Source organism: Pedobacter sp. BMA (assembly GCF_001027745.1).
Taxonomy (GTDB): domain Bacteria; phylum Bacteroidota; class Bacteroidia; order Sphingobacteriales; family Sphingobacteriaceae; genus Pedobacter.
Window position 1 is genome coordinate 273,914 of record NZ_LECU01000006.1, and the last position, 25,919, is coordinate 299,832.

Annotated in this window: 28 protein-coding genes; 14 read left to right on the plus strand and 14 right to left on the minus strand. The window is 41.1% G+C overall.

What is annotated here, in order from left to right:
- Positions 1-28: 28 nt before the first annotated feature.
- The 6 genes from AB669_RS13180 to AB669_RS13205 all read left to right on the plus strand — a co-directional run bounded on the left by AB669_RS13180 (position 29) and on the right by AB669_RS13205 (position 4,027).
- The gene (locus AB669_RS13180; RefSeq protein WP_047799782.1) at positions 29-607 is read left to right on the plus strand and encodes a TetR/AcrR family transcriptional regulator; all 579 of its coding nucleotides are present in this window, start codon (positions 29-31) and stop codon (positions 605-607) included.
- Positions 608-708: 101 nt separating this feature from the next.
- Positions 709-1,491 carry an SDR family oxidoreductase gene (locus tag AB669_RS13185; RefSeq protein WP_047799783.1) on the plus strand — a complete coding sequence of 261 codons (783 nt, stop codon included), beginning with the start codon at positions 709-711 and terminating at the stop codon, positions 1,489-1,491.
- A gap of 202 nt (positions 1,492-1,693) precedes the next feature.
- On the plus strand, positions 1,694-2,095 hold the full coding sequence (locus AB669_RS13190; protein ID WP_047799784.1) for a DoxX-like family protein: 402 nt from the start codon (positions 1,694-1,696) through the stop codon (positions 2,093-2,095).
- Positions 2,079-2,813, plus strand: a complete 735-nt coding sequence (locus tag AB669_RS13195) for a DUF2071 domain-containing protein (protein ID WP_047799785.1) — start codon at positions 2,079-2,081, stop codon at positions 2,811-2,813. Before AB669_RS13190 ends, AB669_RS13195 begins: the two co-directional genes overlap by 17 nt.
- Positions 2,804-3,553, plus strand: coding sequence for a class I SAM-dependent methyltransferase (locus AB669_RS13200; RefSeq protein WP_047799786.1), 750 nt, complete (start codon positions 2,804-2,806; stop codon positions 3,551-3,553). The genes AB669_RS13195 and AB669_RS13200 overlap by 10 nt, the downstream gene beginning before the upstream one ends.
- 15 nt (positions 3,554-3,568) lie before the next feature.
- The gene (locus AB669_RS13205) at positions 3,569-4,027 is read left to right on the plus strand and encodes a hypothetical protein (protein WP_197082404.1); all 459 of its coding nucleotides are present in this window, start codon (positions 3,569-3,571) and stop codon (positions 4,025-4,027) included.
- Here the strand turns inward: AB669_RS13205 and AB669_RS13210 are convergent.
- From AB669_RS13210 to AB669_RS13235, 6 genes are all read right to left on the minus strand, one after another.
- Positions 4,004-5,083: an SGNH/GDSL hydrolase family protein gene (locus AB669_RS13210; protein WP_047799787.1), complete on the minus strand. Its 1,080-nt coding sequence runs from the start codon at positions 5,081-5,083 to the stop codon at positions 4,004-4,006. The two genes, AB669_RS13205 and AB669_RS13210, sit on opposite strands and share 24 nt — an antisense overlap.
- A 125-nt stretch (positions 5,084-5,208) precedes the next feature.
- Positions 5,209-6,156 carry an endonuclease/exonuclease/phosphatase family protein gene (locus tag AB669_RS13215; protein WP_082120673.1) on the minus strand — a complete coding sequence of 316 codons (948 nt, stop codon included), beginning with the start codon at positions 6,154-6,156 and terminating at the stop codon, positions 5,209-5,211.
- Positions 6,157-6,178: 22 nt separating this feature from the next.
- Complete coding sequence (locus tag AB669_RS13220) at positions 6,179-7,642, minus strand: SusD/RagB family nutrient-binding outer membrane lipoprotein (protein WP_047799789.1); 1,464 nt, start codon at positions 7,640-7,642, stop codon at positions 6,179-6,181.
- A gap of 11 nt (positions 7,643-7,653) precedes the next feature.
- Positions 7,654-11,064 (minus strand): SusC/RagA family TonB-linked outer membrane protein, encoded by a 3,411-nt coding sequence (locus AB669_RS13225; RefSeq protein WP_082120674.1) that lies wholly within the window; start codon positions 11,062-11,064, stop codon positions 7,654-7,656.
- A 119-nt stretch (positions 11,065-11,183) separates the two neighbouring features.
- On the minus strand, positions 11,184-12,131 hold the full coding sequence (locus AB669_RS13230) for a FecR family protein (RefSeq protein ID WP_082120675.1): 948 nt from the start codon (positions 12,129-12,131) through the stop codon (positions 11,184-11,186).
- 75 nt (positions 12,132-12,206) lie between these two features.
- Entirely contained in the window at positions 12,207-12,812 is a 606-nt protein-coding gene (locus tag AB669_RS13235; protein WP_047799791.1) for an RNA polymerase sigma-70 factor, read from the minus strand.
- A gap of 306 nt (positions 12,813-13,118) precedes the next feature.
- Between AB669_RS13235 and AB669_RS13240 the strand changes: the two genes are divergently transcribed.
- Both AB669_RS13240 and AB669_RS13245 read left to right on the plus strand, forming a co-directional pair.
- Positions 13,119-14,486, plus strand: a complete 1,368-nt coding sequence (locus AB669_RS13240) for a hypothetical protein (RefSeq protein WP_047799792.1) — start codon at positions 13,119-13,121, stop codon at positions 14,484-14,486.
- Positions 14,476-14,985: a hypothetical protein gene (locus tag AB669_RS13245; RefSeq protein ID WP_047799793.1), complete on the plus strand. Its 510-nt coding sequence runs from the start codon at positions 14,476-14,478 to the stop codon at positions 14,983-14,985. The genes AB669_RS13240 and AB669_RS13245 overlap by 11 nt, the downstream gene beginning before the upstream one ends.
- Before the next feature lie 223 nt (positions 14,986-15,208).
- Here AB669_RS13245 and AB669_RS13250 read toward each other — a convergent pair whose 3' ends face one another.
- Entirely contained in the window at positions 15,209-15,739 is a 531-nt protein-coding gene (locus tag AB669_RS13250) for a hypothetical protein (RefSeq protein ID WP_047799794.1), read from the minus strand.
- Between the two features lie 261 nt (positions 15,740-16,000).
- Here AB669_RS13250 and AB669_RS22420 point away from each other — a divergent pair, with 261 nt between their 5' ends.
- From AB669_RS22420 to AB669_RS22180, 6 genes are all read left to right on the plus strand, one after another.
- Positions 16,001-16,213: a hypothetical protein gene (locus tag AB669_RS22420; protein WP_231582673.1), complete on the plus strand. Its 213-nt coding sequence runs from the start codon at positions 16,001-16,003 to the stop codon at positions 16,211-16,213.
- A 99-nt stretch (positions 16,214-16,312) separates the two neighbouring features.
- Positions 16,313-16,588 carry a hypothetical protein gene (locus AB669_RS22425; protein WP_231582674.1) on the plus strand — a complete coding sequence of 92 codons (276 nt, stop codon included), beginning with the start codon at positions 16,313-16,315 and terminating at the stop codon, positions 16,586-16,588.
- 94 nt (positions 16,589-16,682) lie between these two features.
- Entirely contained in the window at positions 16,683-17,552 is an 870-nt protein-coding gene (locus AB669_RS13260; protein ID WP_047799795.1) for an SDR family NAD(P)-dependent oxidoreductase, read from the plus strand.
- Positions 17,553-17,610: 58 nt separating this feature from the next.
- The gene (locus AB669_RS22485; RefSeq protein ID WP_047799796.1) at positions 17,611-17,835 is read left to right on the plus strand and encodes an SDR family NAD(P)-dependent oxidoreductase; all 225 of its coding nucleotides are present in this window, start codon (positions 17,611-17,613) and stop codon (positions 17,833-17,835) included.
- A gap of 730 nt (positions 17,836-18,565) precedes the next feature.
- Positions 18,566-19,486, plus strand: a complete 921-nt coding sequence (locus tag AB669_RS13270; RefSeq protein ID WP_047799797.1) for an erythromycin esterase family protein — start codon at positions 18,566-18,568, stop codon at positions 19,484-19,486.
- A 133-nt stretch (positions 19,487-19,619) separates the two neighbouring features.
- The gene (locus AB669_RS22180) at positions 19,620-19,757 is read left to right on the plus strand and encodes a hypothetical protein (protein ID WP_156166741.1); all 138 of its coding nucleotides are present in this window, start codon (positions 19,620-19,622) and stop codon (positions 19,755-19,757) included.
- Between the two features lie 295 nt (positions 19,758-20,052).
- On the opposite strand, the gene AB669_RS21570 is transcribed toward AB669_RS22180, so the two are convergent.
- From AB669_RS21570 to AB669_RS13305, 7 genes are all read right to left on the minus strand, one after another.
- Entirely contained in the window at positions 20,053-21,333 is a 1,281-nt protein-coding gene (locus tag AB669_RS21570; RefSeq protein WP_053058400.1) for a thioredoxin fold domain-containing protein, read from the minus strand.
- 324 nt (positions 21,334-21,657) lie between these two features.
- On the minus strand, positions 21,658-21,849 hold the full coding sequence (locus tag AB669_RS13285; protein WP_156166742.1) for a hypothetical protein: 192 nt from the start codon (positions 21,847-21,849) through the stop codon (positions 21,658-21,660).
- 141 nt (positions 21,850-21,990) lie between these two features.
- Entirely contained in the window at positions 21,991-23,568 is a 1,578-nt protein-coding gene (locus AB669_RS13290; RefSeq protein WP_047799800.1) for a cysteine peptidase family C39 domain-containing protein, read from the minus strand.
- A gap of 328 nt (positions 23,569-23,896) precedes the next feature.
- A complete protein-coding gene (locus AB669_RS13295) occupies positions 23,897-24,343 on the minus strand; it encodes a hypothetical protein (protein WP_047799801.1) in 447 nt (148 codons plus the stop codon).
- Entirely contained in the window at positions 24,340-24,900 is a 561-nt protein-coding gene (locus AB669_RS13300) for a peptidoglycan-binding protein (protein WP_231582675.1), read from the minus strand. The genes AB669_RS13295 and AB669_RS13300 overlap by 4 nt, the downstream gene beginning before the upstream one ends.
- Complete coding sequence (locus AB669_RS22185; RefSeq protein ID WP_156166743.1) at positions 24,819-25,190, minus strand: hypothetical protein; 372 nt, start codon at positions 25,188-25,190, stop codon at positions 24,819-24,821. The genes AB669_RS13300 and AB669_RS22185 overlap by 82 nt, the downstream gene beginning before the upstream one ends.
- 52 nt (positions 25,191-25,242) lie before the next feature.
- Positions 25,243-25,881: a DUF6266 family protein gene (locus AB669_RS13305; protein ID WP_047799802.1), complete on the minus strand. Its 639-nt coding sequence runs from the start codon at positions 25,879-25,881 to the stop codon at positions 25,243-25,245.
- Between the last annotated feature and the right edge of the window lie 38 nt (positions 25,882-25,919).

Consider the following 25,919-nt stretch of genomic DNA (forward strand, 5'->3'; position numbering starts at 1 on the left):
GATATGTTTGCAGGGTATAAAGATTATAATGGCGAGAAACGTAGAATTTGATGAAACGGCAGCAATCCAAAAAGCTATGGAGGTTTTTTGGGAAAAGGGCTATCATGGTACCTCACTTCGCGACCTCACCGAAGCAATGAAAATCAATAGCAGCAGTTTATATAATACCCTTGGAGATAAACAAGAGCTTTTTGTGAAGTGTGTTAATCATTACACCGAGATCAGAAAAAACGATCTTCAGGCGCGGGAAAAGAATAGCGGTTCTTCATTGAATACATTAAAAACATATATTGACGATGCTGTGTCGGTAATTATCAGCGGAGAGAATAGTTGTATGGCTATCAAAACGGCTTTCGAGGCTGCAGTTGATGATCAAAGGATCAAGGATATTCTGAAGGCAGATAGCGATTATGCCTATCAGTTTATCCGTAACAATATCGCGAAGGCCATGGACGCAGGGGAAATTTCTAAAGAAGAAGATCCGGAACTTTTAGCAGATTACTTTATCAGTACCTGGACGGGTTGGCATGAATCTTTTTTGCTTCACCAGGACCCTTTGAAGATAAAGAAAATGGCAGCGTATTTCGTAAAACAACTCACTAAATAATTTTTTTAAGCAAATCTGGAGCAATTGCTTCAGATAAAAATCACTTTCTAATCGCAGCGATCATTTTGAAACAATCAATACAGAATTACAAATTAAATCATATGACAACAACAGACCTTTTAGGTAAAACAGCTTTAGTTACAGGTGGAACTAAAGGAATCGGAAAAGCAATTGCAGATAAATTGGCGGCGCAGGGTGCAACAGTAATCGTTTCTGCCAGAAACCATCCATCCGAAAATGACGGTGGTTATCATTTTATCGCTGCCGATTTAACCCAGCCCGAGCAGGTGTTAAAACTCACTGAAGAAATTAATACAAAATTTGGCGGTATTGATATTCTGATTAACAATGTTGGTGGCCTGACTACTCCTGGTGGTGGTTTCAGCACCCTCAGCGATGAACATTGGGAAAATGAGCTTCAACTGAATCTTATTTCAGGAATCAGACTCGATAGGGCACTTTTACCTGCTATGATCGAAAAGAAAAGCGGCGTAATCGTACACATTTCTTCAGTTGCTGGAAAACAGGCATTATGGAACCTGAATATGGCCTATGCAGTTTCAAAAGCAGCGCTTAACAGTTACAGTAAGGCGTTAGCCAGCGAGTTAGCACCTCAGGGAATCCGTGTTGTTACAGTGGCTCCAGGTGCAACCAAAACTCCGCCAATGGAAAAATTTATTCAAGACTATGCAACAGCTTCGGGCATACCGGTAGAAGACGCATTGGTTCAATTACTTGCACAAACAGGTGGTATACCAATGGGAAGAATGGCAGAACCTGAAGAAGTTGCATCACTGGTACATTTCCTTGTTTCTCCATCAGCAGCTTATCTTACTGGAAGTATTTATGCTATTGACGGAGGTAGCTTACCTGTAGTCTCTTAAATCTCCGGCTGTAACAATACCTATTCATCGCAGATTTGAATAGTACCTTGTCATAGACGGGAATTGTCCATAGTGATGATTCCCGTTTTCTTTTACATGCTGATTTCGTTTGTTTTGCTGCAGAAAGCGGAGAGGCACGAAAATTTATCTCAAGCCCCTTGTTTCCTTTTAAAACAAAGTATATTAGGGGCAAAGTTTAGGTATGAAAATAACGCCTCATCAACTTCTTAATTACGGCATAGCAGCGGTTTGGCTGGTAAATGGGATTTATTGCAAGGTATTGAACCTGGTTCCCCGTCACCAGCAAATTGTTGCAGCTATTTTAGGAGAGCAATATTCAGGCTGGTTTACCATCATCATTGGCCTTGCCGAAACGCTAATGGCCATCTGGGTGCTCAGCCGCTATCGGAGCAAGCTAAATGCCATCAGTCAGATCATTATTATTGCTACTATGAATACGCTGGAGTTTATCTTAGTGCCTCATCTGTTACTATGGGGCAGGTACAACGCTATTTTTGCGGCTTTGCTCATCATCACCATTTATATTAACGAATTTAAACTCCATCAGGTATTGCCTGCCAACCCCAATGTTAGCCGCACTTAAAAACCACCCCTTCGCCGTGGAAGCTTTCTTTAAAAGCTCCATCGTGCTCACTTTTGCTGTTCCGAAAAAGCAGCTCGAACAGATGATACCAGAATGTCTGGAGCTCGATACTTTTCAGGATGAATGGGCTTTTGTAGCAGTAGCCATGGTACAAACGCATGCTTTAAGGCCTAAGGGAATGCCCAAATTTATGGGCAATAACTTCTTTTTAATTGGCTACCGGATTTTTGTACGCTATACCAATGCTGCCGGCAAACGCCTTCGTGGACTCTATATCATCAAATCTGAAACGGATCAAAAGAAGATGGAGTTTATGGGTAACCTGTTTACCCACTACAATTACACCACCACTGATATTCACCAGGTTCATGAGGGAGACCGCTCCACGATTAGTTCCAGGCGATCAGACTTTAGTGTTACGATCACAAAATCTGATGATGCCACACTGCCTAAAGGTTCACCTTTTGCGGACTGGAAAGAAGCCCGGCGTTTTGCTGGTCCCTTGCCGTTTACTTTCACTTACAACGCGCGCAACAAAGAAGTTTTAATTATTGAAGGGGTCCGCGAAAACTGGGTGCCCATGCCGGTAACCGTAAACGATTATCATTTCGGCTTTATTGATGGCTTGAAACTTCAGGGTGCGGTACTGGCCAATGCCTTCATTATCGAAAACATTCCCTATTATTGGAAGAAAGGAAAACGCGAGCAATGGCAATAGAACGGCGACCATTTCAGGGTGTACTCAATATTTTAAGCTTCAACAGGCACTTTTATGTGATCGGTTTGCTGGTCCTTGCCGGCATCATTGCAGCTGGCTTCATCTTTCATGTCAACCATCTATATTTATTGATTATCGTTATAGCTTTTATCTATGGTTTGTTTGCGCCGCTTATTGTTTCTGCCTATGTTTACGATTTTTCGGGATACTATACCTTTAACTGGTTGCACAAACTGGCACTAAATCCGAAGGCCAACCATATTGTAAACATCAATGCCGGCTTCGATGAAACCAGTTTTATTCTTGAAGATCATTTTCCGGATGCTAAAATCAGGGTTTTCGATTTTTACAATGCGTCGCAACATACCGAACCCGCTATTGTAAGGGCACGCAAGGTGAGTTTAACCTACCCTGATACCCAGGTTATCGAATCGGGTAATATTCCGGTATCCGATCAGTCAGCAGACTTGGTTTTCCTATTGTCCGCTGCACACGAAATCCGAAGTAATCAGGAAAAGGTTGTGTTTTTAAAAGAATGCAGGCGAATTTGCAAGCCCGGCGGCAAGGTAATCATGGTCGAACATCTGCGCGATTTTCCAAACTTCATTGCTTTTACCATCGGCTTCACCCATTTTTTTTCTGCCCCTACCTGGCGAAAAGCTTTTACACAGGCAGGCTTCAGCAAAATCGATGAAACCAAGTTTACGCCATTTATGTCTGTTTTCACTATAACGCCGTAACCGCCATTCTACCTTATGGAAATGCACCTTACCATTATTGGCATCCTTCTGGTTCTGCTTGCCCTTATTCACATTATTTTTCCACGTTATTTTAACTGGTCGCAAGAGTTGGCGGGTTTAAGTGTTATTAACCGGGAGATGATCTATGTCCATACCTTTTTCATTGCCTTCATTGTTTTTCTGATGGGTTTGTTGTGTATGTTCTCAGCTCATGATCTGCTTCATACAACATTAGGAAAACACATTTGCCTTGGGCTGGGGATATTCTGGTTCCTCAGGTTGCTGGTACAGTTTTTTGGCTACTCGGCAGTGTTGTGGAAAGGAAAGCGGTTTGAAACGGGTGTCCATATATTGTTTACAATATTATGGGGGTATTTCACAATCATTTTCTTTTTAGGATACCTCTTCCAGGTTAGCTTCATATCACTTTTTAAGCATGTAACATGCGATCTATTTAATCCCATGTTTACTTAATATCTCCATGATCTGGGGTTGGATTTGTTTAATCATCCTGTCATAACCCAGGTCGCTCGGGTGTGTACCATCAATCGTTCCGTCATGGTCATCGCCGATCATGTTTTCTGAAGTAATGAAGTACAGGTTCTTCATGCCTTTTTGCAGAAGGTTAAGTACTTCAGTTTGCACATTCATGTTTTGTTTCTTTACCTGCCCGCCCAGTGTTTTATCCCAGTAGCCCGTTTCGCGCACCAGGCTTTGCATCACGATAATGGGTGCGCTGGGGTGTTTTTTTCTGATGGTATTAATTAAGTAAGCAGTACGTTCGGTAATGAGTTCCGGATTGGTATTTGGAACGCAGTCTAAAATATAGGCATCAGCAGTGATGGCGGCTACCATATCGGCTACCTCGGGTTCCATTTTGGCGCTGCCACTTAAACCCAGGTTAATAAAATTGATGCCTGTTGCTCTCGTTAGCCTGGCGGGATAGGCCATTCCGGGGCGACTTGCGCCGGTACCCTGTACAATGCTTGAGCCGTAAATCAGTACCTTTTTTTTGAAAGGATCCGGGCTCCCGGTCAGGGATGCTCCTTTTGCAATCCCAATCTCTACCTGATCAACACTATCATATAGAGGTAAATACAACAAACATTCTTTTTCGGTGTCGTTCATGCGCTGAATCAGGATTTCATCGTTACATTGACCATTTACCTTTCCAATACCTGCAAACTGCCATTTGTTTCCGTTTTTAATGTACAGGTCTACTCCCTTTTGAGCGGTGGGTACCATACTGGCATTGGCCCTACTTTTAGAAACGCACCACCGGGCGGCAATTACCGGACTATTTGTTTTAAAAGAGACGGCCAAGCCCGCAGCCTGTGTGAGCAGCTGTGCTACCCTTGCCGGCAAACCGCTGTACTTATTGCTGTCTATCCTTTCATAGCGGCGGGGCGAATCTTCACTTTTACCAACCAGGGTAAGCTTGCCGGCATTGGTATATGTTAGTTCGCTGTTCTTTTGTGCCCTTAGGCTACAAAAGGTGAAGAAAAGGAGTATTGATAAAAGAAATTTCATGAATGATTGCTTGATGTTTGTGTAGTTATTTGTTCGGCGGTTTCATTTAACTTAAAGTGCGCTAAACCATCATGGAGTAGCGCGCAATTTAGTGATCTGAATAGCGAAATTTTATTTTGATCCTTTTAACGGTTTAAAATCAAAACCATAGGATAATGATCAGAAGCATAATCCGTAAAGACATCTTTTACCAGATACGAATTCACGTAACTCCCCAGCAGTGGTGTATTCATCCAGATGTAATCAATGCGGGTGAAGTTCCCATGGGTGCGCAATTTCGTTGGGGCGCTCTTGTCATAGTTGCTGCGGTTTATTTTCCAGCTATCGTGGTAACCCGCAGTCAGCATGGCCTGGATGGTGGTGTAGTCTATTTTATCGTTATTCAATACTTTAGTGCCCGGGTTATTCGCTTCAGAGGCCCTCAATAAGTTCATTTTGACAACATTATTATCATAAAAGGATGAATCCTGTGGCGACATATTATTGAAATCGCCCATCATCAGCACCTTTTCAGTTGCCGGGATTTTAGCTGCGCGGTTCAGTATGGTATCAATCTCTTCCTTACGTTTCATGTACGTATTCGGGTTGAGGTGGATCACAAAAAAATGATAGTCGAGCACCTTTGCCTGAACGAGGTGAAGCGTAGAGGGTTTAGATTTGATATCAGTAATCGGGAATTTAGAAATTAAGGCTACGGGCAAGCCATTCTGATGGTGCATCAAGGTATAGTTATAGCCCATGCTTCCGGCAAAGCTTTGCAGCTGTGCATAGGTAAAACCTTTCATTTCCTGAAAGGCAATTACGGCCGGTTGCAGGGTATCTACCCATTGCTTAAAGCTGGCGATCCTCGCGGCATCGGCCCTAAAGCCCTCATAAATATTGTACGAAAGGACTTTGAAAGTTTGTGTACTATCGCCTGGTGCATTGATGCTCAGGTTGCGGGTATTCTTTTCAAAAGTGGTGTGCTGGTTTGCAGCGGGTTCCAGTGTTTCCTTGCTGCATGAGGTAAGTGCCCACATGCACACCAATGCACAGGCCATGGCCTGTTTTAAGCTTGATAATGTCGTTTTCATGTTATGTTTTTTTCTTAGGTTTTTAGTTCTGCCACCATACTTTGCTGGTCAGCCTGTCGCCACCCATTCGGGCTGCGGCTTCATCGTAATTGGTTTTATTGGTTGCTTTTGTAATCAGCGGATATTCGAATCTTACAGGTAATGTTCCATTGTTTTTTGCAGCAGGGCCGATGGGTAATACAGGATATCCCGTGCGGCGGTAATCGTACCAGGCTTCAAATCCCGAGAAAAACATGGCAATGTATTTCTGGCTCATCAGGCGTTCCATGGTTGCCGTGGTTCCGGTAAACCTCACGGTAGCGCGGGCCAGATAGGTAGTTCCGGCGGTGCCGTCCCAGGTACACTTCCATTGTTTCCACGAGGCTTCAACCCCCTTGTTAAAGTAAGTTTGTGCATTGGCATTGATCCAGCCTTTCAGGGCAGCCTCAGCCAGTAAAAAATTCACTTCAGCCCAGGTTAATACCGGAAAAGGATAGTTGTCGGCTTTTAGTGTAGTGGCCAGGGTAGAGGTTTTCAATCCGCCGTTATCTGCAAAGGCTAACGTTTCCTGTTCGCTATAGCCACTTGGAATGCCCACATAAGCACCAGGTGTGTTTTTGGTAGCGTATCTATACCTTCTGCCATCTACCGTAGTGTTCATTAAATCCATTAAAGGCTTTCCCATCCTTCGGCTGCCACTAAATTCAGCCGCTGCCATCTCGGCAAACAGGTTTATAAAGGGCTTGGTTCCGGTGTAGTTCATCATGGCTTCTTCTTCGTTGCTCTCAATCAGTGGAAACTTGGCGGGGTCGTTAAACAGTTCTGCAATCTGTGCCGGAGCATTCATTTCAGCTTTGCCCGAAACCCTTACCAACAGGCGCAGGCGCATCGAATTGGTAAATTTTTTCCATTTGAGCACATCATTGGCATAAATCAAATCCGAACTCACAAAAGGCTTGGTTTCATTAAATAGTTCATTGGCCCTTTTCAAATCAGCCAGCAGGCTGGTGTAAATAGATTTTTGCGTGTCGTACTTAGGGTATAAGAGGTTAGCCTGGCCCTGGAAGGCTTCGGTATAGGGGATATCGCCAAACATGTCGGTAAGGTTAGACATGAACCAGGTTTTCATTACCAGTGCCGCTGCCATGTTGTTCACATCGTTGAGCTTTTCGGCAATTTTGTACATTTCATTCATGTCGTTGGCCTTCACATAGAGGGTCGACCAAATGGCATCGAATTCATTTTCTTTAAACTCGTATCGGGCAAAATCATTGAGTACGCCGGTTTCCACGGTGTATTGCATCAGTTCATTGTTGAGGCGGTGAGCGCGTTTAGTAATCAGCCACATGCCATCAAACTGTGCCGAGGCCAGGAGCGAGCCGGGGGCCACAGTAGTTACCCTTACCGGATCAGTGTTCAGTGTTTCAAAATCTTTGGTGCAGGCCACAAATAAGCTTAGCACACCGGTTATCGAAATTATGGATGCGTATTTTATCAGATTTTTCATGTCGGGTAGGTTTAAAATGAGGCTTTAAGGGTTGCACCAAAACTTTTTGTAGATGGGAATTGTCCGGTTTCAAAGCCCGGTTCAATGCGGTTTCTGTTTAGCGTTGCAATTTCCGGATCGTAAAGCGGGAATTTCGTAATGAGCAATAAATCACGACCGTACACACTAAAAGAGGCCGATTGCGCACCAATGTGTTTGAGCAGTTTAGCGGTGAATTTGTATTCGAGCGATAGTTCACGAAGTTTAATGTATGAGGCATCAAAAATATTTGCCTCAGCATTATCGCGCAGGTATTTCTGGTTATAATAATCGCCGGGCGTAGCCACAATGTCGTTTCTGCGGAAGGTACCGTCGGCATTCTGCACTACCCCTTCGCCCACAATACCACCATAGCGGCCTTCGAGGGTAGAGGTTAATTTACCGGCACCTGCCAGTACGGAATTTGAGAACGAGTAGATGTCGCCACCTTTTTGTCCGTCGAATAAAAATGAAAGGCTGAACCTGTTATAGGTAAACTGATTTTGGATTCCCGCTTTAAAATCGGGTACTGCCGAACCTAAAATTTTAAAGTTTTCGGTATCAATTAAAGGGAGGCCCTTGCTGTCGTTTATAATCTGTCCATCCGGTGCGCGGAGGTATCCCGAGCCGTAAATATCGCCTACTGCACCACCAACCACGGCCTTTATGTAGCCCCGTGGTCCTGTAGCCATGATAATTTCACTCACATTTGGCGCAAGCTCCTTTACCAGACTTTTGTTGGATGAGTAGGTCAATGTGGTTTTCCATTGCAGTTTGCTTTTTTTACTTAGCGGACTGGCATTTACCGCAAGTTCGTAACCCCTGTTGTTTATCAATCCCGCATTGAATATCCTGCCGGTATATCCAATAGCCGGATCGTTTGGAACGGTTAGGATCTGGTTGGAGCTATTGGCATTGTAGTAAGTAAAATCAAAACCCAGGCGGTTTCCAAAAAAGCGGATGTCTAATCCTACTTCCCTATTGGTAATAATTTCGGGTTTCAGGTTATCGCCCCCAGGCAAGGTAGTTGGGTTGGTATAACTTCCACCAAATTCTGACGGGGTTAAATAATAGCCTGTGCGGTATGGGTCGGTATCATTACCCACCTGCGAGATAGATCCTTTAATTTTGAGGTAAGATAAAGCCTTGAAAGCAGATAAATCGAACATTTCAGTTGCAATGGCACTTCCCGAAACAGAATAGTAGAAATAAGAGTTATTGGCTTTCGGCAGCGTGCTCGACCAGTCGTTCCTTCCCGTTACATCTAAAAACAAATAGGTTTTATAATTAAACTGTGCCAGCGCATACAAACTTTGTACTTCTTTGGCTGCGGGCGATAGTGTCACCAATGGCCTGTCTTTTGCGTTGCCCAGGGTATAAATTCCCGGTGCGCTCAGCCTTTCGGCGGTTGTGGTGTTATTCTGGACTTTGTTTTTAAAAATGCTTCCGCCTGCAGAAAGCGAAAGTCCCAGGTTGCCCCATAACTTTTCATCATACTTATACAGGAAATCGTAGTTCTGTTCCCGCATCAGTACCGATTGTTCCTGGTAACGTCCGGCGGCAAAACGGATGCTGCTGAAAGGCCTGCGCAGCGTTCTAAAAGATGAGTTCTGGTCAATTCCCCCTCTCAGCATCAAGCTCATTTTAGGACTAAAGCTATAGGTAGCGGTAATGTTTCCAAAAATCCTATCCTGATCCAGGCTGTTTAAATTTTCGTAGAGGATAAAGTAAGGATTATCTACTGATGGGTTTAACAGGTTGTTTTGATCAATATCTTTAATGTCCCAGTAATCTTTATGCCATTCGTTGGGGATGTTGGCCGAGCGGTACATTAAGCCATACATAAAGGAGTTGGTATTGTAGCCCGATAAGGGCAGGTTGTCGCTTTGTTTATGGTAGTAGTTTACGCGGGTGGTTAACTGAAAGTTATTCATTTTACTGTTGCTGGAAAACGAAAGCCTGTTAAAGCTATATCCCGTGTTGGGCAAAATGTAGGTATTGCGCATGTCGTTATAGGAGAGGCGGACTGCATTTTTGGCGTCGCCCCCTGAAAGTGAAAGTGAGTTGTTATAGGTTGCGCCTACTACAAAAGCATCTTTCACATAATTTTTATCCGCTACCCAAGGTGTTCTGTTTACGCCGCGTGTTTTAGTTGCGGGGTCGAACTGAAAGTACGATTGTCCGTTAAAAGCCGGACCAAAAGAGCGGGTAGAGTTTGTGCTGGGACCATCGGCACTGGCGCCGTAAGAAAAATAGCTATTGATGGCGTTTCCTGCCCCGTATTCATATTGAAAATCAGGAAAGTGCAATACGTCATCAAAAGTTACACTGCTGTTAAAGGCTACACTCAGTTTGCCTTTGTTATCGGTATTGGTTTTGGTGGTGATTAAAATGGCTCCCGAAGCCGCGCGCGAACCATAGAGTGCTGCTGCCGATGGGCCCCTCAATACCGTCACCTCTTTAATGTCGCCGGGGTTTATGTCGCTTAAGGCGTTACCATAGTCTACGGGCGTTTCTGTATTGCCTGTTGCGCCATAGCTTAAACCGTTGTTGCCTACCATGCCACTCAATACCGGTACCCCATCAATCACAATCAAGGGTTCACCTTTATCCAGGTCTAAAGAGTTTTGCCCACGCAGGGTAATGCGCACTGAACCGCCGGGGCCGGTACCAGCCTTGGTAATGTTTAATCCCGGTACTTTGCCTGAAAGGGCATTTACCCAGTTGTTGGGTACCGTTTTCGAAATTTCTTCTCCATCAATTTTGGTTACGGCATAACCCAGGCTTTTTTCTTCCCGTTTTATTCCCAGTGCCGTAACCACCACACTTTCCAATGCCTGCTCATCGCTTGAAAGTGTTACTGTGATCTGGCGTTCGCCGGGTTTAACATTTTTCAGTAACAAGGTTTGGAAGCCAATGTGGCTCAGCTCCAGGGTATACGTTCCGGCAGGAACAGGAAGTGCAAAAAGCCCTGCACTGTTGCTTGTGGTGCGGCTGTTCAGCTCAACGATCCTAATGGTAGCACCCGGAATGGCCGTTTTTGCCGAATCCACTATTTTTCCGCTAATGGACGTTTCGCGATTAACCTTTTCTACAATCACAATTTTGCCCGCCCTGAAAATGTAGCTTAGCCTGGTTTTGTTTAGCAATTGTTCCATGGCGCTTTCTACCGAAATGTTATTTGCATTTACAGAGACATTATTGTAGCTGCTTACCAGTTGCTCATTAAAAACAATCTGAATACCCGATGCTTTCTGAAGGCCGGAGAGGGCCGCCCGTAAATGCTGGTTCTGGATGCGCAGTGTAATTTTTACATTTGCCGGCGATTGTGCTTGCCCGGAAGTAGCCACTAATAGCTGGCCACTCATTAGCAGAAGCACGAAGAGATAATAAAGATGTTTCATTTGATGTTTTCTTGTCGTTTTATACTGTGATATCAGTGTTATGCACGACTGGTAGTAGAAGAAATTGAAAAATCTTTTTTTTAATGGCTAACGGGCCTTGGCTGAAGGCCTAATGGCACTTATCTTTTTTTAAATGTAATGGTATTGCCTTGCTTAACATAAGCCAGGTTATTGGCGCTGGCTAAAATGTCGATGATTTCGCTAACCCGGTCGGTCGCTACAAATCCTGCCGTAATCCTAAAATCTTTAATTGCCGGTTCATCAAATTTAAATTGCAGGTGATAGGTGCTGGCAATGGTTGCACATACATCAGTTAAACGTTCGTTGTTAAAGGCCAGGTTGCCGTGCTGCCAGGCCACAATTGTTTTGGCATCAATCACCTGTTTCAGCATGGTGCCATTCTGGCTGTCTACTGTTGCCACCTCATTGGGTAATAAAATTTCTTTTTTCGTGCCATCGCTGGTCGATACACTCACCTTCCCACGCGTTACGGCCACTTGTAATTCGCTGAGATAATGGTAAGCTTTGATGTTAAATGCGGTGCCCAACACCTGGGTATTGGTGTTTTTGGAGGTGACGATAAAAGGATGTTTGGTATCATGTTTTACCTCAAAATAGCCTTCTCCTTCCAGCAGGTACACCTGGCGGGTATGGTGGTTAAAACGGTTAGGATACCTGATGCGGCTTTGGGCATTCAGCAATACTTTCGAACCATCGGGAAGCGTAAGTTTGAGCTGCTGGTGTTCTCCTACCTGTTTTTCCACATAAACAACGGGGTCTACCACATCCCGAATTTCATTTCTAAATAATAATACCCCACCAATGGTAATGAAAAGTACCGCAGCAACCCTGAGTATGGGCCATAGGTTTTTACCAGGCAGGAGTTGTTTATCGATACCCGATTTTATGCGTTTGCCTGTTTCCAACGCCTCTGCATCGGTCCACTGCCATTCATTGTGCTCTGCCTCACTATCGAACCATTCTTCGAGCAGCTGTTTTTCGGCATCCGTGCCTTGTCCGTTTTCGTAGCGTTCCAGTAAATCCTTTGCATCTTTTTTATCCATCATTAAACAATATCGCCAAAAGTGGCTGGAGGTAGTAGGTGTTTTAAAAATAATTTTTGGGCTGTAGGGTTTCGGCTATTATCGCCATAGCAACCAGCAGGTAAACAGCAAACCGGCCGCGCACAAGGTATCTTTATTCAGCACCAGTTTAAAATGTTTCAATGCATTGTTGATTTGCTTTTTTACAGTTTTATCCGAGATACTGAGTTTTTCCGAAATCTCTTTATGGCTGAGCTGATCGTGCCTGCTGAGAATAAAGACGTCGCGCATTTTTGCCGGTAACTGTTCAACTTCCCTGTTAATAATGGCGTTTAATTCTTTAGCGTCGATGGCCTCATTCAGGGTATCCTGGCGGGTAGTGAGGTGCCTGATCAGGCTTTCCACATGCTTTCCCTTTTTGAGTTCGCCCTGCACGTGGCTTATTCCTTTGAACCTGGCCGCGGTAAAGAGGTAGCCCGACAGGGAGGTTTGTCCTGAAATATCGCCTCTGCGGTTCCATAGCGAAATAAAGATATCCTGAACAATGTCTTCTGCGGCGGGCTTATCGCGGATTACTTTGACCACATATAGAAACAGGCGCTGCCAGTATCGGTCGTAAATTTCGTCGAAAGCAAGCCGATCTCCCCGGCATAACCGCTCAAAAAGTACCTTTTCATCCAGGATCAATGATTGCTGATTAGCCATAATTTTTTCAAATTTAGCTAAGCCAGGTTAAGTTAAAGTTTCGTCAGGATTAAGGTGAAAACTACTTCACTAAAGCAGCCAACACATTTTTGAGTTCGTTGCTTCTCAAATCAAGCTTAAAGATCTTACCATCGGGTGCAATTGAAAAGGATGTAAGATAGGAGAGTACGCGATATCCTTTAAACTTTTTAAATTAGCTTTTGTATTTCAGCCTTAGAGGATAACGACAAATGATATTAGATTAATTTTATTTCGATATATTTGCCTTGCTCAAGTCACGTTCCTCATTTATTGTCTAAATTAACTATGAAAAATTCAATCTCTCAAGCGGGAATTACCTGCATTATTCTATTAAACATCTGTTTTGTATTTGCTTCCTGCAAAAAAAATGAACGATCGATATCTGATATTGATGTTATCTCTAATGCTAAAAACTGGTTTCTTAAGGAAAAAAACATTGATTATATACCTAGTTGGGACAAGGCTGAAATATTAAGAGAGAACAAAGTAAATTACTTAATTTTACCGTCCAACTTCAACCTTGAATCAGCCACAAACCAAGTATTGTCTCGATTAGTTATAGCGGATTCCATGGGTATTTATTCAGCAAAGTTGATCGAGATAATAAATGGAGACCTTCCTGAATCAACCAAAGACCTAGTATCGATATCATTGGGTCGAAAACATCTACAAAATTCTGGCAGTTATTTCTCTGGTAACGTCCTTATATTGGATCAGAGGCATAGGTTTCTTGAAGGAGAAAGATTCCAAGATGGTTTGGTTGTTTCAAATATCGGCATAAAGTTTTCTCAGGACGGTAGAAACGGAAACAATATTAAAGACAGGTTGTTAATGATCTTGCAACCTCCACCAGATGTTCCGATATCACCGGTATGTACCGATTGGTATTGGACAACTTGGACTGCTGATGGGGTTGTCATCTCTGAAGTATATCTATATACCACTTGCTCAGGAAATACCACATATGGTGGAGGTTCACCTGGTACAGGCGGAGACACAAACCTCTACAGAGATACTACAATGACTCCTGCATTTGTTAAGAATGCAAAAGCAATGTGTGCATTATCCCGCCTAATGGAGAACAATTTTTTCAAGGCGACACTAAATAACTTCATTGGTGAAACAAAGAATATTGACTTAACCTTTAAATTGGGTTATATTGATCAAGAATCAGGCTTCACTACCCCAGGAAATACATTAGTGAGGCCATCTTCATGGAATTCAAAGAACATAGATATTATCATCGCATCAAATGTTATCGATAGCTTATCCAGTATCCAAGTGGCAATAACATTATTACATGAGGGTATTCATGCGGAGATATATAGAAAATTATTATCTATAAATGGCCCAGGCAATTTGAATAATCAAAATTTTCCGTCAATGTTTAATTTGTATCAACAATACTCAATTTCTAGAGGATTTAGTCATGAATATATGGCAAATTATTACGTTGATATAATGGCAAATGCAATTAAAGAATATGATAAAAGTAGATTCGATATTGATTACTATAAAGCAATTGCGTGGAATGGTCTGAAAGGAACGAATTATTATGAGACCTCGTTGACTACACAACAAAAAAACGAGATCGAAACTAAAAAAAATAGTTTATTAGCGAATAGAAATAAACAAGCGTGCAATGACTTATAAAATTGATAAAAAATGGCTGGTAACGTTAATTGGTTTCTTCTCTTGCGGATTAGTATTTGGGCAAAGTAAAATCAAGCCAGATTTATATTTATACTTCAAACCCGACTCATTAAATAAAATATATAAATCGGACCTAACGTGCCGGAATTCTGATAGTAGAAATGATCAGCAATCATCTGAGGCCAAACATATATACCATTATTCCTATGTCAGTAATGATGGTAAGAAAGAATATTCATACGAGTTGCTATCCAGTTCACCTCAAGATCATTCATTCATCACTGACAAATCAATCTTCATTAAAAAGCACATCGTTCCCTACCAAAATCTGGAGAAAATAAAGGGTTTCATAGCAGATAGTTGGGACAGCAAGGTTTTTCCATATCGAAAGGTTTTTATTGTAGAAAAAATAAGTAAAGACAAATTTAAAGTGATACAGGTTCAACTGTATTTTCCTTTCAGTTCCGAAGGTGTCAGGATTAAACAATTACAGAAGTAATACCCATCGATAAAATCTTACGCATCTTTTTCTATTAAGCGTAGGGTATAATAAGTGTTGATGAAATATTTACTAATTGCTATTTCGTACCTAAAGAACGGTATTTATTGATGAGTAAAGTGATCATTGTGGCATGATATAATTCTTCAACATTAGGATAAGTCTGTAACATGAAATAAGGATTACCATAATGATATACCCGATACTGAACTGGTGTTCGTAACTAGTAAACATACAGTACTCCATCAGTTATTTCACGTGATGTAGTAAAGACTTGTAATGTTGCGGTATCTATTATGTAATCTGAAAGCTGCGCCTTCAAGTCACTTTCTGGCGGAAGGGTAAGTATTTTTTCGCTATTCAGCAGATACCAGAGTGGCGTTAGCTTTTCCTGGTCTACAGGTTTCTCTCCAAATCGCCTGGTGTTATTCACAATATTAGTTTCAGCGAAACGCCGGGCCGACCATTTACCCCCGGCATAGCGTAAGACAAAAACTTGGTAAGACATCGGGAGCTCCCATAATCTAAATTCAAAATCGTAGGATTTATCTAATTTAAAGGCTGAATCAATTTGATAATTGAGTTCTACAACCTCGGCTATCGTTGTGCCGCCAGGTTTCAAAGAACTAAAATCCGGTGTTGGAAATGTGGAAAGCCTGATGTCAAATACGCTATTGGTTTTCTTATCCTGGCCATATCCTTTTTGAAAAGCAATAAGCGATAATATTAGGAAAAACGTGAGGTTAAATTTCATGATGAAAACGTAGCTTAGGTTAAGCAATTTACTGATTTCTATTTAATGTGAGCTCCCAACTTACTCCTCCGGCTCACGTCCATCGGAAGAGCACCCATCTTATACTTGATGGAAAGAAGCAAACCCGAACACACTGAAAGCATATCTGCCTAAATGATAAAAATAATCAGGTGCAGATTCAACTTGCATGCTTCCGGAAGTAGTCTCCAGTTTGTTTTATCGACGAGCTTGATTAAATTGCGGCCAGTTAAAAAATAAATCATGTCAGGTTTTGCAGCACTTTTCGATTACATTGAGGAAGTTTCAGGAAAATTCCTGTCAGAAGACGATAAGAAGTTATTGATGATGCATTTCAAACCTAAAAGGTTAAGAAAGCGGCAATACTTTCTTCAGGAGGGTGATGTTTGCAAGTATACCGGATTTATTGTCAAAGGTTCAGCCCGGACTTTCACGGTAGATGAGAAAGGGCATTAGCATATTCTGAAATTAAGTATCGAAAAATGGTGGCTAACCGATTTTGAAAGCTACTACCAGTTGGTGCCTAGCCGGTTCAACATACAGGCGATCGAGGATATGGAAATCCTTCAGATCACGAATGCGCTTGTTGAAGAATTTATTAAGCCCATTCCTGCATTTTCTGCTATGCAAAATGTAATTAGTCAAAATTACAGCATTGCAGCACAAAAAAGGATGCAATCTGCCATAAGCCATTCTGCCGAAGAACGCTTCCACGAATTACTAAATGAATACCCACACTTTCTACAGCGGTTCCCTTTAAACATGATTGCTTCATACCTGGGCATATCGCCCGAAACCTTAAGCAGAATAAGAAAAAACTCCCTCAAGTAGATTGATTTTTATCAAGTGTATTTGGTGACTTAAGTCAAGGTGCAGGCCCTTATCAGGCTTCATCTTTGCCTATGTTAATTAAGTCATAAAAATCATGAATAAATTGAAAAACAAAGTTACGGTTATTACAGGCGGTAACAGTGGTATAGGTTTTGGAATTGCAGCGGCATTTAAAAGCGATGGTGCAACCGGAGCCATTGTTGGAAGAAATGCTGAAACGCTGGCTGATGCAGCCGCACAGCTTGGCGACGATTTTATAGCCATCAATGCTGATGTCACTCACACAGCCACTCTACAGGATGTATTTATAGAAACCGCTGAAAAATTTGGGAAAATAGATGTGCTGGTTGCAAATGCTGGTGCCGGAACAACCGGAACTGTAGAAAGTACTACCGAAGCTGAGTACAACCAAACCATGGATCTGAACCTGAAAAGCGTTTATTTCACTGTACAAAAAGCCTTGCCTTATATGAATGATGGCGGCTCCATTATTCTGATCGGATCAAATGCAGCTCATCGTGCTTATCCATCATTCGGGTTATACGGTGCTGCAAAAGCGGCAGTAATTTATCTGGCAAGAGCGCTATCAAATGATCTGCTGGACAAAAACATCAGGGTCAATGTAATCACACCTGGTACAACTCCATCATTCGGGTTATACGGTGCTGCAAAAGCGGCAGTAATTTATCTGGCAAGAGCGCTATCAAATGATCTGCTGGACAAAAACATCAGGGTCAATGTAATCACACCTGGTACAACTGAAACACCTGCATTCGAAAAGTTTGTGCCGGCCGAACAGATTGAAGCCATCAAAAAACATTTTGCAAGTGTTATGCCAACAGGCAGAATAGGGCAGCCATCTGACATTGGTAAAACTGCAGTTTTTTTAGCGTCTGATGATTCTTCTTTCCTGTTAGGTAGCGAAATTCTGGTTGATGGCGGCATGACCTATTTATCCAGATAATCACACGCTTTACCGTGTGGATTTAACAACATCTATTTAATATTTATACGTATTCAAAATGAACAGATTAGAAAATAAAGTGGCAGTGGTTACCGGTGCCTCAAAAGGTATTGGTGCTGCTATTGCAAAACATTTTGCTGCCGAAGGGGCAAAAGTTGTAGTGAATTATGCATCAAGTAAAGAAAGTGCATCGCTGGTGGTAAAAGTCTTTCTTGCTTCAGATGAGGCAGCCTGGATTACCGGTGAGCAGATTAGCGTGTCAGGTGGAATGTATGGTTTTTAAGCAACCAGGCCCACCCGGCAGCAATAATATCCGTTTTATTCCATTCCATCATCTCCACTTCGCCCACCAAACCACTGTCAGGATGTTACTTCACGATACCTTTCGGCCATATGCGCCGCAGGCTTTCGCTGTAGTTGCTATCCTGACTAAATATAGTCCATTGTTGCGCTGCGGCTACTTCGCTCTTCCCCTCTGTGACTAGAACATAGCCAGACTAAAAAACTACTACACCAAAGCAGCTAATACATTTTTGCGTTCGTTGCTTCTCAAATGAAGTTTAATACCTTGTCTATTGGAATAAACTATTCACTGATTAAAATAGATCGTCCTCAGCGTCTCCTTGAGGATTGTTATCATCTGGAAGTTGGTTAGCCAATGCTAGTGCTATTTCTAATTTTAATTCCTCCTGGTAATCATGCTGTAGTATTGCGACTTCGCTTTTATCCAACAACTGAGGGACATTGATGTCCTTCAGTTGTGAGATGACAATAAAAGCTGATGAAAAATTACTGTTTCATAATTACAAACATTATTTATTGATTATTAAAATAATTTCAACGTAACACAATAAAGCCTGTTTTCCGGCGTATTATATATCGAGAGCGTTAATTTAGATAGACGGGAATTGTCCATAGTGATAATTCCCGTTTTCTTTTGTATCTTAATTTCATTGGTTTCCCTGCAGAAAGCGGAGAGGCAATGAAATTACCTCAAAGCGCTTTTTATCTAAATGAATATTACCAAACTCGTTTTTCTCTTCCTTTTATTGATGTCAAATGGAAAAGTTTATTCACAAGACTATACATCAGGTTTTGATTCCAACTCTCAGGTTTTTGAGCGTTTAGAATTTAGTAAAAATGATATTGCCTGGTCTGGAATGGGCAATAAGTTATTGCCCTATCGGATAATTGCCTTGGGAGAACCAACTCATGGTAGTGCTGAATTTGCCACGCTTCGGCTGTCATTAACCAGGCAGCTCATCTTGTCAAAGGCCTTAACTAAAATTGGTCTGGAAATCGGATTCAATAATTCGGATGCGTTAAACGAGTACGTAAATGGTCAAAGAAGCGATATAAAGGAGATTCTTAAAACGCTTAATTTCTGGCCGTCGAGATCTGTTGAATTTATTGATTTCCTCAATTGGATAAAGGAATATAACTATACGAAGAAACCAGCTGAAAAAATCCGCTTATTTGGCTTTGATTGTACCACAAGAGGAAACACCAATTCAAAAATTCTCTCTTCTATTCATTCATTAGGCGATAAGTATCTTGCCGACTCTCTAATAAAAGAAATTGATAGTTTTTTAGTTAGCAGAAAGCCCATTAAGCTAATATACCAAAGCTTGAATTCCCTGGAAAATTTAGTTAGAAAGCATTACAACACGACTAAAAGTTCAGATGTAGATAGTTTGGAATTTGGGATTAAGTCTGTAGCTTATTTAAAACAGATTATCACTTCTCGAGCCATTCCTCCTGAAAAAGTTTCTTACAGGGAATTCTATCGTGATAGTTGCATGGCCGAAAATATTCAAACAGCGATTGCAGGTAATGAGAGGGTATTGATATTTACACATACCGAAGTACTGCTGTCGTGGCTCAAAATAGTCCATTGCTGCGGTGCGGATACTTCAGTTGTTACATCCAGCTGATTGCTTTTGGTGCTAGTCGAAGTTTCCGTGTGTAGCATGCTGCAGGCGGCGCATAGCGCCAGCCCGAGCAATACTAACTTTCTCATAACCCGCCTCCCTTCAGCCAATCGGCAAAATATTTAATGGTACGGATGTGGCGGTATTTGCTGTATACACCATCGCCTTCGTGGCTGCCTGCCGTATTGGTGTTGCCTTCAATGGTAATGATCTACGAGCCACGCTGCCTTTTTACAATACCGCAGTGGCCATCCGTTTCAGGCTGGCAAAATAACTCCAAAAATATCAGCAGGCTGAGATAAACTGCTCGATTTTCCGAGCAATTTATGTTTTGTTAATAAGGTTGTTCCACAACTGTACATAGTTGGGTACAATAACCAATTACGCTTCCATTTTGGTCTGTCCAATTTTGGTTGTATTGATTGTGAATATTCTGATCAAAGCAACGACTTTGACACTCGCCATCAATAGTAGTGCCTCCCATAACATTTTTTATTTCTGACCTAGTCAGACGTTTGATTTCTTGTGTTTTAATTTTCATCTAGATTAAATAATTGGATTTTAGGTGTTTATAATTGGGTCTTCATTGCTGCTAATTCTTTCTCATATTGTGGATTTGAACCCCCACTCAACTTTATAGCCTCCTCCATATTTTTTATTGCTTCTTCCTTGTTACCTACCTTAAATAAAAGATTACTATACGTATTTATGAACCAGGGTTTTGGAGAACTTTCAGCAGCAAGAACTTTTCCAGACCACTCCAGTGCTATTGGAAAGTACAACGGTTCTTCACAAAACAATAATATTGTTCTTCCATAGCTATCAAGTTTGCTTACTTCCAGGTCTTTTCCAGCTATTTTCAGGTACTCATTTACTGCATTTGTGTAGCCTCTCCAATTTCTTTCCCACTGGTAGTACATTATTTTAGAGTCATTTAAAATCTCTGTGGCATACTCCGGGTATTTTCTTTTTAAATTGGCGTCAATGCTTTCCCAATCTATATTTTTGTTATTCTGCCCCTGATATTCATAGAAACCAATTCCAAATATTTTCTTTACACCATTTTTCTTTAACAATGGAAATACTTCCTCTTCAAATACAATAGTCTTAACCAAAGCTTTTGCCGTTCCCTCACCCATTACGGAGTCAACGGCAATACTATTATTGGTAAGTATTGGATAACCTACATCAGTTGTTTTAGCCGTTGATCTGGTAATGAGCTTAATATTCTTTGCTGTTAACAGGTTTTTTTGTTTCGATAAATAAAGATTAGAATAGTTCATCCACTGTTCATAATCTCTATTCATTTGTGCTGAGCTAATTAGCGACAGAAGAAAGGTGGTATCCCGACGGCCTGTTTCAAATAAATGCTTTAAAGTTGAGTATTGTGTTGCAGGCTTCAGTGCTTGTTCTGCACTAGCGATGAACTCTTTGGTATTAAAATTTGCTGCGATTGAATGGACCATCTCTCCATTAGTATTAAAAAACAAATAAGTTGGATAGCTATTGATTTTATATCGTTTTCTTAAATATTCTACATCGTTATACCATCCCTGAATATATGAATCATCTTTTTTTGTCTTATCGAATTGTACGGCAACATTTATAAAATTTTTATTAAAAAAATCCCCAGCTTCTTTTTTTGTAAAAACGTTTACAGCCATCTCCTTACATGGGATACACCATGTTGTATAGGCGTCAAGGAAAATAATTTTATTTTCTTTTTTTGATTTTTCGATAATAGCTTTCCAGCCTGGCAATTTTTCGAAATTAATTCCTGAGCTTTGGGCAACGACGGCCTGAATATTTATGATGGAAAAAAATAGAATCGTGATTATTGAATATTTCATGCTTCAATTTAATTTTATAAATCAAGAAATATCTATGACTTTGAAACCATAGATGCATTATTTTACGTTTTCAAAAAATACAGTAATTTTTTTTTGAAACCGTTAGCAAGCCAGGAAGTAAATGCCAGGCCTCCATAAGTTATAACAGTCCACACCGCACATGTCGCCATCTTTGTTCCGAGCGAAATCGGTCACATTAATCAAGAGATAATTGAATACCCTGCACGCTTCTGCAATTTATAAAATTCTATAAGAAGTTTGGAAAAGACTCTTATTGAATTATATACTGGTGGAATCAATCTATGAAACCACCAGTAATCTAGTCTAGCATTCCACCAGGCTACCTTGAGAGCAAGTAGGATTTGAGCCTGTAACACAGTCACTACAAACAATTTCTTTACCTCCTGAACCTGTTGAATATCCGTTCGGGCAACATTTATAGCTTTTAGGCTTTTCAACTACGCCACCCATAATTGCTTTCATTTCAGTTCTGTTTAATAAATTAAGTTTTTTCATTTTTTTAAGTTTTGAAGTAAATAAAGGTTTTATCATTCTTTCACGCAAGAACAACTTAAGCGATGGCAGTTAAGCCGCCATTCATTTTAGGGCGTTTGTTTGCAACCAAAAGCCCAATTTTCCGGAAATTCTTTAGCTTTCCTAAAACATCAAGTTTTTTAAATCATCAATCTTATAAGGAATAGGGATTTTGTATCCATTAATAAAAACAGTTGGTGTATAGGTAATATCTGCCATCTTACACCAATCCCTTTGCATTTTTGCAAGGGATAAACTTTCATCTGTTGCAACAGCAGGATAGTGTTCCTTTAAAAGTTTGAAGTTTTTTATACGGCCAGAATACCAATCTTCCAAGGCATTTTGGGCTACCATTTCCGTGCTTACATTTAGTGAAAGAATATGATTAGCTACTTGAGCCCCGGGATCTGACAGGTCATCAGCAACATGAAATAGCATCTTTATTTTAATACTTTCGTCTTCTGATGACCAGGTTTTCGCAATTCCATGTGTTTGAAGACATGGTGAACAAAAAGGATCACTTACAATTGTAATAACATTTTCTCCATTCTCATTTCCAAAAATTATAGGCTTTACATCATCTGGCACTGCATATCTTGGCTGATTGTAAAGAGCCTGAGTAAATAAATTGGCATTATACTTAAAGCCATTGAGCTGAAACTTTAATCCTCCAACTTCAACCTTATATTTCAGGAGTGGCTTTAATAAACCCCATATCACAATAGGAGTAAGTAGGCATAAAAATATATTGAAAAGGATTTTGAAATCAATAATTGTAGTTGCTGAGAACAGGCCCAAAGTGAATGCAGAAATAAATTCAATCCACAAAATAAGTTGAACTGTACAACATAAAATACACCACTTATTATTTTTATACTGATATACAATTGAATATATACTATATGGCAAGCTAAATAGATTTACCCAAACAAGAACATACACTGCATTGTATTCCAAAAGTAAGGCAAGCAAGGTGCCTGCAAAATAAAAAAAACCAATTTCGCTCCAACTAAGCCAAGAAGTAACATTTGCTGCCTCTGATCTCAGTAATTTAGAGCAGTCACTTTTTCCCATTTTACAGATGTTTTGAACTGTAATGTTTTCTATACCATAACTCTGTGATAACAGCATAATTGTTGTTATCACACCAATAAGCTTTATGAAAATCATACCTGGAAATGATAAGTAAATAGTCTTTGCCTGAAAACCCGCAAATATTATCCAACCAAGTATTAAAAAAAACAATGGTATAGTAAGCTGATTGAGGATATACTTCAGTTTATTGTCCATATAGTTTTGTTCTCCGCTGCTAAAGTCTTTTTTTGCATGTAGGGCTATGCCATCCCAAATTTTTAAAAAGTCTTCTTCAGGAACACTGATATTTCCGATAAATTCATCTTTATAATTAACTTTACCGTTCTCGATTTTTTGAACCAAAACAAACTTCCTTTCCACATCTTTTATACTGGCTAAGAATGGAAAATTTAGTTCACTGGAATCATATTCAGATTTTTCTATTCTATAGGCTTCATTATTAACTTTAAGTTGTCTTAGACAGTCACTGATAGATAACAAACTCGGGTAGTTGGGATGATCTTTTAAAATTGATCTAACAGTGTCTTTATTGAACTTCACCTTTAAACTTCTTAAAAGTTCAAAAGATATATACTCTGAATTTAGATTTGGACTTCTGGAATTCATATACTAATCATTTTATATCTATAGTTTCGTAAAATAAAGCCTTTTAGTAGTTGATGAAAAATCCCCAATGATTTGCGTTTATTGGGTTTAACTAAGCGTTTTAAGCGTCCCATTTAAATCTGATCAAATTCAAAAACGTTTCTAAATGCTTAAATATGTTACCTCATTCAAATTCCTAACTAATCGATTTAGCAGAATCATAGGGATATTTATTTTTACGAATTTTCTGACAATTTATCTATTATCCAAGCGCCTAATACGACAATTACACCAAAGCACCTTTTTCCAGGACACATCGTTCATTTCGGCTGACAAAATCAAACATAATTTACCTCAACCACCTTATCCCAAACCACCCTATCAATAATCCCATCACCACAATCACCCACCACCACCAGGCCAGCACTGTTATCTTGTTGCTGTTCTTCGCTACATTTTTTTCACTGTGACGCTCCTGTATCTTAACTTTTGTGCTGTTATTAGTTGACCCGGTATTAAGCGTTTCGGTATTTCTTTTCTCTTTTTTCCAAAGTTCCATCATCTCCACTTCACCCGTAAAACCGCTATCCGCAGAATACTTTACCACTCCTTTCGGCCATATACGCCATTGAAGTTCCGAGGTACTGCTGTCGTGGCTCAAAATAGTCCATTGCTGCGCTGCGGTTACTTCGCTTGTTACATCCAGCTGATTGCTTTTGGTGTTGGTCGAAGTTTCCTTACGCAGCATGCTGCAGGCGGCGCATAGCGCCAGCCCGAGCAATACTAACTTCCTCATAACCCGCCTCCCTTCAGCCAATCGGCAAAATATTTAATGGTGCGGATGTGGCGGTATTTGCTGTATACCCCGTCGCCTTCGCGGCTACCTGCCGCATTGGTGTTGCCTTCAATGGTAATGATCCACGAGCCACGCTGCGCTTTCACAATACCACAATGGGCAATGCGTTTCAGGCTGACAAAGTAAATCCCAAAAACATCAGCGGGCTGCGGTACGGATACACGTTTGCTCACAGGAAACAAGCCCGGGCTCCAGGCCGTGCGTGGTGTTTCGTAGCCGGCTTTTCCGTACACCCAGCTCACAAATGAAGCGCACCAGGGATCGCCTTTGTTATTGCCGGTGTAGCGTAGGTAGCTTTCTACGTCTACGCCATCATTGTTGCCCGTGGCTTCACGGATGCCGAGCTGACTTTCTGCGATCTTCAGGATGGCTTCACGTTTGCTTTGAGATGAATACCAGGCGCTTCGCCGGGTGTTTAGAAAATCGCTGCCACACAGGCCACTGCTCCCAAAAACAGTAGCGCAAAGCAGGCATAGTAAAAACTTAATTGCTTCCATGATGATAAATCTTTAAACTGTAAAACCATAAAATGAATGTTGGGTAAACCCAGCGTGCTCCAGGAGGCGTAAAGCAAAAACCAGCTGATGGTGAGCAAGGCCATAAAAGTCAGGATGCTGAACAACAACAGCTGCCATACGGCTGCATCGAGTACTGCTGTAGTGTTGTTGAAAAAGCCAGCAAAGAGCGGTGCCAGCTGATAAGCTAAAATCAGCAGTAGTATGCCTGTAACCCAATAATAGTGTGTTTTATTGATCCGTAGTAACGGATGCATGATGAGTGTTCTCATAATGTTAATTTTTGAATGAATGAATTAGTGAACGGTTGAATGAGTGAGCGGATCAAATGATCTCGTGCTGGCCCAGGTACCAGCTGTTTGATACCTTTTTACCATTGGCCGATACATATGCCGCATACACATGCACCGCTTTACCCACATCACTTTCATCCAAGGTCAGAATACCACTACCATCATCCCGTTTGGCTACGTCGAACTTCCAGTAAGGCCAATCGATTGTATCGCCCAGCACCACTACAAGCAGTTCATCATCACCGCATTGGAATGCATTTGTTAATACCGGCCAGGTTAAAGATATCGTATATGCACCCGTCGCCTTTACTTCACATTGAGACGGTGGGCTCAGGTATCCATGGCTCAGCTTCACTTTAGGATAGTCGATACTTAATTCCGGCCAGGTGCCGGCAATCGCTTCTTTGCTGTGGTAACTTGTTGCTTTATTTACCGGATGATGGTTGGGTTTAACGTATTGATATCCCACCATGATCACCTCTTTTAAAGCGCCTACAAACTGAGCCGCTAACTTCATGCGTTCGCGTTGTTCCAGCTGCTTTGGTGATGGTGGCTGATTGCTTTTGCGCGGTGATGATTTCAAATAAAATTTTCCATTGCGGTTGCAACCCACTACGTTGCCAAGCTTACCGCTAAATCCGCCGAGCGGACCTCTTCCCATAATTGCCATAATATTTTTCTTTTATGTTTTTCTAAAAAGTGGGGCTC

What these genes read in the sequence shown, in the direction of transcription:
- AB669_RS13180 (WP_047799782.1), top strand. Translation starts at nt 29, where the DNA reads ATGGCGAGAAACGTAGAATTTGATGAAACGGCAGCAATCCAAAAAGCT.
- AB669_RS13185 (WP_047799783.1), top strand. Translation starts at nt 709, where the DNA reads ATGACAACAACAGACCTTTTAGGTAAAACAGCTTTAGTTACAGGTGGA.
- AB669_RS13190 (WP_047799784.1), top strand. Translation starts at nt 1,694, where the DNA reads ATGAAAATAACGCCTCATCAACTTCTTAATTACGGCATAGCAGCGGTT.
- AB669_RS13195 (WP_047799785.1), top strand. Translation starts at nt 2,079, where the DNA reads ATGTTAGCCGCACTTAAAAACCACCCCTTCGCCGTGGAAGCTTTCTTT.
- AB669_RS13200 (WP_047799786.1), top strand. Translation starts at nt 2,804, where the DNA reads ATGGCAATAGAACGGCGACCATTTCAGGGTGTACTCAATATTTTAAGC.
- AB669_RS13205 (WP_197082404.1), top strand. Translation starts at nt 3,569, where the DNA reads ATGGAAATGCACCTTACCATTATTGGCATCCTTCTGGTTCTGCTTGCC.
- AB669_RS13210 (WP_047799787.1), bottom strand. Translation starts at nt 5,083, where the DNA reads ATGAAATTTCTTTTATCAATACTCCTTTTCTTCACCTTTTGTAGCCTA.
- AB669_RS13215 (WP_082120673.1), bottom strand. Translation starts at nt 6,156, where the DNA reads ATGAAAACGACATTATCAAGCTTAAAACAGGCCATGGCCTGTGCATTG.
- AB669_RS13220 (WP_047799789.1), bottom strand. Translation starts at nt 7,642, where the DNA reads ATGAAAAATCTGATAAAATACGCATCCATAATTTCGATAACCGGTGTG.
- AB669_RS13225 (WP_082120674.1), bottom strand. Translation starts at nt 11,064, where the DNA reads ATGAAACATCTTTATTATCTCTTCGTGCTTCTGCTAATGAGTGGCCAG.
- AB669_RS13230 (WP_082120675.1), bottom strand. Translation starts at nt 12,131, where the DNA reads ATGATGGATAAAAAAGATGCAAAGGATTTACTGGAACGCTACGAAAAC.
- AB669_RS13235 (WP_047799791.1), bottom strand. Translation starts at nt 12,812, where the DNA reads ATGGCTAATCAGCAATCATTGATCCTGGATGAAAAGGTACTTTTTGAG.
- AB669_RS13240 (WP_047799792.1), top strand. Translation starts at nt 13,119, where the DNA reads ATGAAAAATTCAATCTCTCAAGCGGGAATTACCTGCATTATTCTATTA.
- AB669_RS13245 (WP_047799793.1), top strand. Translation starts at nt 14,476, where the DNA reads ATGACTTATAAAATTGATAAAAAATGGCTGGTAACGTTAATTGGTTTC.
- AB669_RS13250 (WP_047799794.1), bottom strand. Translation starts at nt 15,739, where the DNA reads ATGAAATTTAACCTCACGTTTTTCCTAATATTATCGCTTATTGCTTTT.
- AB669_RS22420 (WP_231582673.1), top strand. Translation starts at nt 16,001, where the DNA reads ATGTCAGGTTTTGCAGCACTTTTCGATTACATTGAGGAAGTTTCAGGA.
- AB669_RS22425 (WP_231582674.1), top strand. Translation starts at nt 16,313, where the DNA reads ATGGAAATCCTTCAGATCACGAATGCGCTTGTTGAAGAATTTATTAAG.
- AB669_RS13260 (WP_047799795.1), top strand. Translation starts at nt 16,683, where the DNA reads ATGAATAAATTGAAAAACAAAGTTACGGTTATTACAGGCGGTAACAGT.
- AB669_RS22485 (WP_047799796.1), top strand. Translation starts at nt 17,611, where the DNA reads ATGAACAGATTAGAAAATAAAGTGGCAGTGGTTACCGGTGCCTCAAAA.
- AB669_RS13270 (WP_047799797.1), top strand. Translation starts at nt 18,566, where the DNA reads ATGAATATTACCAAACTCGTTTTTCTCTTCCTTTTATTGATGTCAAAT.
- AB669_RS21570 (WP_053058400.1), bottom strand. Translation starts at nt 21,333, where the DNA reads ATGAAATATTCAATAATCACGATTCTATTTTTTTCCATCATAAATATT.
- AB669_RS13285 (WP_156166742.1), bottom strand. Translation starts at nt 21,849, where the DNA reads ATGAAAAAACTTAATTTATTAAACAGAACTGAAATGAAAGCAATTATG.
- AB669_RS13290 (WP_047799800.1), bottom strand. Translation starts at nt 23,568, where the DNA reads ATGAATTCCAGAAGTCCAAATCTAAATTCAGAGTATATATCTTTTGAA.
- AB669_RS13295 (WP_047799801.1), bottom strand. Translation starts at nt 24,343, where the DNA reads ATGAGGAAGTTAGTATTGCTCGGGCTGGCGCTATGCGCCGCCTGCAGC.
- AB669_RS13300 (WP_231582675.1), bottom strand. Translation starts at nt 24,900, where the DNA reads ATGGAAGCAATTAAGTTTTTACTATGCCTGCTTTGCGCTACTGTTTTT.
- AB669_RS22185 (WP_156166743.1), bottom strand. Translation starts at nt 25,190, where the DNA reads ATGAGAACACTCATCATGCATCCGTTACTACGGATCAATAAAACACAC.
- AB669_RS13305 (WP_047799802.1), bottom strand. Translation starts at nt 25,881, where the DNA reads ATGGCAATTATGGGAAGAGGTCCGCTCGGCGGATTTAGCGGTAAGCTT.